Raw genomic sequence first — 6,574 nt, 5'->3', positions numbered from 1 at the left:
GAAATTATCAAAGTTCTGTTGCTTTAGCCTGTATATTTTTATGGCTACCTTTATAGGGTTAATTATGAACAGTAAATGTCAACAGACCCTAGTTTTCTCCATGATGATCCAGCCTATATTGAAAAACCAAGACATCGCGCTTTTCAGTCCCCAACTTCGGCAATACAGTATAGGCATTGATCCGTTCAACGATTTCAAACCCTGTCTTTAAAAGCACTTGGTGTGCCTGTATATGTTCTGCATCACAGAAAGTATCTAGTGATTTAAATGTAAGATATTGTCTAAAATACTGAATCACCGCTTTCATCGCCTCAAGCATATAGCCCTGCCCCTGAAATCGAGGACCAAGTCCGAAATGAATTTCAAGGCTGTTATTTTGCTGTTGAATAATCGTTAGTAACCCGATTGCCAGATGACTTTTTCGCTCAGCAATCACCCATGAAAATCCTTTAATCGGTTGCTGCCAATAGCTTAACGCCCATTTCTGCAACATCTGCTGAGTTTGACCGACTGTTGTATGCACCTGTCGTTGTAAGTATTTTGATGCTTCAACGTCGCCACAATACTCTTGGAATAATGAAAATTCATCTCCAACTTTATATGCTCTTAACTCCAACCAAGTTGTCTTTAATTCAGCAACTAAAATATTTATACTCACTTTTATCAATTCGGCATTAAAAAACGGAATGTTATTATTTCATTTGGCACTTATACGATTCGATCGCAAACCTAGTCAAATTGGTATAACTCGATCTACTCGCTTCGCACAATTTTGAATACATACTGATGCTCGTAGATCCTGAATGATAAAATTGTGAATCAAGCCATTTATAAATGAGCTGATATTCACTTTCAGTAGCAGGAGGCTCATTTACAATCACTATTCTCTTCTTATTTTAAGATAATTGTATAAATATAACTCGATCTTTGAGCTAACAGATATTTTAAAAAAATTTATCCAACCATGTACAATCTAATCTTATTTGTATGATAGTGATCATCAATCTTTAGCTAGGCATTGTTGTAGATCTGGGGATGGTTCTATTAATTATGTAGCTTTGATGCTAAAAACAGATTTTCTGTGTTGACTTCCTGTCACTTTTTAAGCTGTAAATTTTACTTAGGTTAGTTTTATTTGACTTGTTCGAGATAAACGTAAGCTAAGTCACTTTTTGATCGATTCGATATAGCTAGGAATTCTTGTTTAAAACGGCATAGAAATGTCATAAAAAAAGCCGATCTCGCGACCGGCTTTCTGTATTTTTCTTGGATTAGGCAGCGCGCGCTTTCGCCATCAATGCTTCAATCTCTTCTACCGTTTTGACAACTTTCGCAGTTAAAACCAGCGGGCCATTTGCAGTGGCTACCACATCATCTTCAATCCTGATACCAATTCCACGCCATTTGGCATCGACTGTTTCATCATCAGGCGCGATGTAGAGACCCGGCTCAACGGTCACGACCATGCCCTCTTCATACGAGCGCCATTCACCGTCCACCTTATAAGCACCGACATCATGCACATCCATACCGAGCCAATGCCCCGTACCGTGCATGTAGAACTGACGAAAAGCTTCTTTTTCTATAATCTCGTCGATATTACCCTGCATCAAGCCAAGATCGAGCAAACCCTGCACCAAAATACGTACTGCAACATTATGCGGTTCTTTATACGAATTGCCAATTTGCACGGCATTAATTGCCGCGATTTGAGCATCCAGCACCACGTTATACAGGGCTTTCTGTTCAGGGCTGAATTTACCATTGACCGGGAAAGTACGGGTAATATCTGAAGCATAGAGCTGATATTCAGCTGCAGCATCAATCAGGACTAAATCGCCATCTTTCAGTTCTTTGTCATTTTCTACATAATGCAGGATGCAGGCATTTTCACCGCCACCGACAATACTGTTATAAGCCGGAACACCGCCATTTTTGCCAAAGACATAATTCAGCTCGGCTTCCAGCGCATATTCCATCATACCCGGACGTACTGCTAGCATCGCTTGCGTATGTGCATCAGCAGAAATATCGGAAGCAATCTGCATCAGTTCGATTTCATTTGCATCTTTATGCAGACGCATTTCATCAACAATACGATCCAGCTGAATTACTTGCGCTGGCACAGAAGTACCACGACGGCTTTCACCACTTGCAGTTGCAATCCATTTCGCTACCCGAGCATCAAACTCTGCATGCTGTCCAATGCGATAAAATAACTGATCTTTATTTTGTAACTTTTCTAAGATTTCTTCATCTAGCAGATCAATTGCATAGGCTTCATCTGCATCATAATCCTGAATAGCTCCATCAATACCCGCACGGTAGCCATTCCAGATTTCCATTTCACGGTTACGTTCCCGACAGAACAAACTGTAGCTATAGCCTTCTTCTTCAGTGTCAAAGGTTTCAATCACAGCCACAGCTTCAGGTTCCGCGAATCCGGTTAAATAGAAGAAACTGCTGTCTGCACGGTATTTATAATCTGCATCACGGTTACGCATGGCTACCGGACTGGTCGCGATAATAGCGATACTGCGTAAACCGATTTCCCCTGCGAGGATTGCGCGACGCTCCTCAAAAACTGCCTGTGTCAATTTCTTCATTACACCTTACTTCTTATCGATCAATACTTGTATTTAGAATATAGTCTTGAAATCAGACTATAGATTTCACTGTAAACAGCAAAATATATGCCTGATTTCAAGCAGGTGATGACTCACCTCAGCATTTCATCAGCTTAGACGTTTAGGCGAGAAAATCTCGACTACACTTTGCGCTTCTGTAGTAGCGACTTTAGGCTGATTTTTTTGACTAAATTGCTGTAAGAGTGGCGTTTCTTCAACTTCGACCTTTTTACGCCCTAAAGACAGACTGACAGGAATCAGACGCACAAATTCGTACAATTCCTGATAGCTTTCTTCACCTTCAGCATCATCGTCTGAGTCTTCAAATTCAACTGCGGCTACATCTTGTAAATGTTCAATCAGCTCAACTTCATCCTGACGGATATGTCCTGAAGCCAGTCCGAAACCTAAGACCACGCCTGCACACCAGTCCGCCAGAGCCTGTACGCGTTCTGAAAGCACATGCTCATCATCAGGCAGCAAAGGTAAATAATCCAGCTCATCTTCAGACAATGCATGGAACACATCTTCAGCTTCGCCCGCCAACAACTCTAATGCTTCGGCATCCAGTTCAGGTACATCCAGTGTTTGTAAAATCTGTAACCACTCTTCACTGCTTGGCGCCTGGGTGACACAAACAATGCCAGTCAGCAAACCATGTAGTTCGCTAGGGCTAGAAATTTCCTCAATTGAAGAAAAATTGCGGTGCCATTCGGTCCAACCTGAAATATCGTCTTGCATTCGTTTATCCAATCTTTATACTGCTTATATATTACCTTTGTTTGCAACACTGTGCGACCTCGATATGTTAGAAGAATTACAGCGTCTACAAGTGCAGATCGGCGTGTTAAAAACGCGACTTGCACGGCTTGAAAGTGAAAATTCCAGTTTGCGCGAAGAGCAAGACTCTTCAATGATGCAACATCAACAGCAAATTGAACAAAAGAACAGCGTGATTGCGCAAAAACAACAAGAAAATGAAAATCTGACTGAACAGCTGACGGATTCTCGTGCCCAATTTCAACTGCTCAATAATGATGCAACTGCACTGGCAGACCGTTATGGCCGTCTGGAAAAAAGCTGTACCGATCTGAAAAACCGTTTTCAGGAAATTCTGGCTGAACGAAATGAGCTGCGCGTAGTTAAGGAAAAGATGATCCTTGAACAGCGTCATGCCCAGCAGGAAATTCAGCGTCTGACTCAGGAATCTGAACGCTTAACCCAGAAAAATGAAAATGCCAAAGCCAAGGTTGAAGCGATTATTCAACGTCTGGCGATTCTCGGTACTGCGCAGGATCATCACGCACAGGAAATTCAACAACTGGCCCATCCGACTGAAGCGACTGAGGAAGCCTCATCATGAGTGAACAAATTGCAATTGATCTCAGAGTATTGGGGCATAGTTTCCGTCTGGCCTCTACTCCTGACAAGCAGGAAGAATTAGAGCGCGCAGCACAGTTATTGAATGACAAATATGATGAATTTCGCCGTAAAGCGCCACGCATGGAACCTAGTAAGCTGATTATTATGGTGGCACTTGAGCTGATGCAGGAGGTTTTGAATATGAATAGATCACTGCAACAATATGCGCATTGCGAGCGTTTGTTACAAACTATTTTAGAAGAAGTTGAAGAACTGACTGAATAATCTCGAATTCTGTTTAAACTTCGGACATTCGACCGAACTGTTTACAGTTCATGAACAGCATAGAGTTGCCACACCGGGATTATTGTTTATAATTAACTTAACTCTGAGGTGTTCGCCAGCGGGTCTATTCCCCTGCCGATACTAACACTTATGGGTGTGTTCTGTATATTTAGAGTGTATGCCCATCTCCGTATGGGAAACCCAGCAAGTATACGTCGCATCCTCCTTGAACTCATCGGGTTCAGGGTAACGACACATGCAGCGGCATCTTCGGAGTACTTCAATTTCGTTTTCAAAATATAATTATAATTTTTCCTGAATTTCCTCTTATTTTAATTTTGTAGTATTTCTCTCGAACATTCCTCTAGATTCATTTTATTGATGTATTCATCATCTGGAATGAAAAAAAATCTTTAGCCATAAAAAAGATAGGGCTTTAATTACTTCCGTCAAAATCAAACAATCTTTCAGTAACTTATTTTCCTATTTTCAGGCTATTTTATCCCGATATAAAGTATGCATGGCCCAGATTGCAGCAGGAATCCAGCCTAAAATCGAAATCTGAAGCATTAAGCATACTGTGGCTTCGGCTGGTCGATGAAGGGCCATAAATAATGACCAAGGGAAAATAAATGCAACAATTGATTTCATTCTTAAAACCCTCTTTTTTTGCAACGTTCTAACTTTTATATCCAGTTTTTATTGGCACTTAAAACTGGCACTTAGATTTAGATATTTTTAATAGGATCAGCAGAATCTCTGTACATGCTGTAATCACGCGTAAAAATATCCTGAAAGCCTAATTCAGCCAGCTTAAATGAAGCTTAAAAATTATTTTAAATCCGCTAGCCTTTGCATATTTTCAATCAAAATATTGACGTTTGAATGAAACAGTCTTTGCTTTAACTTTTACTTTCCACAGATTCAGATCCGAATAAAATCCTGAATCCCTAAACCTTTATTTACTTACTACAGCTGGTGTACACAAGGGTGATACTCGCCAAATCACATCACCGACATCATCAGCAACCAAAATGGCACCTGAAGAATCTACCGCCACACCGACCGGTCGCCCATATGCATCGCCCTGATCGCTTAAGAATCCAGTCAAGATATCTTGAGGTGGGCCCATCGGTTGTCCATTTTGAAAGGGAATAAAAATCACTTTATAGCCACTGTGCGGTTTGCGGTTCCATGAACCATGCTGGCCAATCAGCGCACCGTTTCGATATTGAGGCATCAGATCTGCCTTATAGAAGGCCAAGCCCAATGACGCAGTATGATTGCCCAATGCATAATCCGGTAGAATTGCCCGCGCAACTTGCGCAGGGTTTTGCGGTTTGACCCGCGTATCTACATGTTGGCCATAATAACTATAGGGCCAGCCATAAAAAGCGCCTTCTTTGACAGAGGTCAGATAATCAGGAACCAGATCATTGCCGAGCTCATCACGTTCATTCACCACCGTCCAAAGTGTGCCGCTCTGGGGTTGCCAATCCATGCCATTCGGATTACGCAGTCCGGTAGCAAAAGGTCGTACTTGAGCACTGGTGATGTCAAATTCCATGATCAGTGCCCGGCCCTGTTCTTGCTCTAAGCCATTTTCAGCAACATTACTGTTGGAACCCACCGTGATATAGAGTTTGCTGCCGGCAGGATTGGCAATAACATTTTTGGTCCAGTGATGGTTTAAACGGCCTGCCGGTAAATCCAGCACCTTGGTACCGGCTGCTGTAATTTGAGTCGCACCGTTCTGATAAGGAAAGCGCATTAGGGCATCAGTATTCGCCACATACAACATATTGCCGACCAGTGCCATGCCAAATGGAGAATTGAGATTCTGTAAAAATACGATTTTTTGTTCAGCCACCCCATCTCCATTGCTATCGCGAAGCAGACTGATGCGGTTGGCACTGGGGTGCGATGAACCTGCACGTTGCATCACCCATTTCATGATTTTGCCTTTGATCCCTTTGCTGTCATCGGGCTTAGGCGGTGCATCGGTTTCAGCCACCAGTACATCACCATTCGGCAATACATACAGCCAGCGCGGATGCTGCAACCCTTTGGCAAATGCCTGAACTTTTAAACCTGTCGCTGTTGTCGGCATTTTACCTTCAGGCCAACCTTTAGCAGGTGCAATATTGACCGTAGGCAGCAAGCTTGATTTTGGTTTGGGCAAATGTGGCTGGGAACCATAACTGTCATTGATTGGCGACTTGGAAGGCATGGTACATCCAGTCATGGTTAGGAGAAGTGCACAGCCGGCACCTGTAAGTAAAAGTTGAATAGGCTGATGA

The 6,574-nt window shown here is 42.4% G+C and carries 7 protein-coding genes and 1 other RNA gene; 3 read left to right on the top strand and 5 right to left on the bottom strand.

The genetic code is table 11. From position 1 onward, the window contains the following. Positions 1–88: 88 nt before the first annotated feature. From NI455_RS05370 to NI455_RS05360, 3 genes are all read right to left on the bottom strand, one after another. Positions 89–658, bottom strand: coding sequence for a GNAT family N-acetyltransferase (locus NI455_RS05370; protein WP_180037759.1), 570 nt, complete (start codon positions 656–658; stop codon positions 89–91). Positions 659–1,271: 613 nt separating this feature from the next. After that, the gene (gene pepP, locus NI455_RS05365) at positions 1,272–2,606 is read right to left on the bottom strand and encodes a Xaa-Pro aminopeptidase (protein WP_253112847.1); all 1,335 of its coding nucleotides are present in this window, start codon (positions 2,604–2,606) and stop codon (positions 1,272–1,274) included. A 129-nt stretch (positions 2,607–2,735) separates the two neighbouring features. Beyond that, the gene (locus NI455_RS05360) at positions 2,736–3,368 is read right to left on the bottom strand and encodes a UPF0149 family protein (RefSeq protein WP_253112843.1); all 633 of its coding nucleotides are present in this window, start codon (positions 3,366–3,368) and stop codon (positions 2,736–2,738) included. A gap of 64 nt (positions 3,369–3,432) precedes the next feature. Here NI455_RS05360 and NI455_RS05355 point away from each other — a divergent pair, with 64 nt between their 5' ends. The 3 genes from NI455_RS05355 to ssrS all read left to right on the top strand — a co-directional run bounded on the left by NI455_RS05355 (position 3,433) and on the right by ssrS (position 4,555). Beyond that, complete coding sequence (locus NI455_RS05355; protein ID WP_004279506.1) at positions 3,433–3,990, top strand: hypothetical protein; 558 nt, start codon at positions 3,433–3,435, stop codon at positions 3,988–3,990. After that, on the top strand, positions 3,987–4,274 hold the full coding sequence (locus NI455_RS05350; protein WP_004279505.1) for a cell division protein ZapA: 288 nt from the start codon (positions 3,987–3,989) through the stop codon (positions 4,272–4,274). Before NI455_RS05355 ends, NI455_RS05350 begins: the two co-directional genes overlap by 4 nt. Positions 4,275–4,371: 97 nt before the next feature. Beyond that, a non-coding RNA gene (gene ssrS, locus NI455_RS05345) (6S RNA) lies at positions 4,372–4,555 on the top strand. 208 nt (positions 4,556–4,763) lie between these two features. On the opposite strand, the gene NI455_RS05340 is transcribed toward ssrS, so the two are convergent. Together NI455_RS05340 and NI455_RS05335 are read right to left on the bottom strand one after the other, a co-directional pair. Further along, positions 4,764–4,925 (bottom strand): YqaE/Pmp3 family membrane protein, encoded by a 162-nt coding sequence (locus tag NI455_RS05340; RefSeq protein ID WP_195724964.1) that lies wholly within the window; start codon positions 4,923–4,925, stop codon positions 4,764–4,766. Positions 4,926–5,232: 307 nt separating this feature from the next. Next, entirely contained in the window at positions 5,233–6,519 is a 1,287-nt protein-coding gene (locus tag NI455_RS05335; protein WP_435574930.1) for a PQQ-dependent sugar dehydrogenase, read from the bottom strand. Between the last annotated feature and the right edge of the window lie 55 nt (positions 6,520–6,574).

The organism is Acinetobacter lwoffii (assembly GCF_024129435.1).
GTDB classification, from domain to species: domain Bacteria; phylum Pseudomonadota; class Gammaproteobacteria; order Pseudomonadales; family Moraxellaceae; genus Acinetobacter; species Acinetobacter lwoffii_F.
Note: the sequence above shows the minus strand (reverse complement) of the source record. Positions and strands in the feature narration are given on the sequence as shown.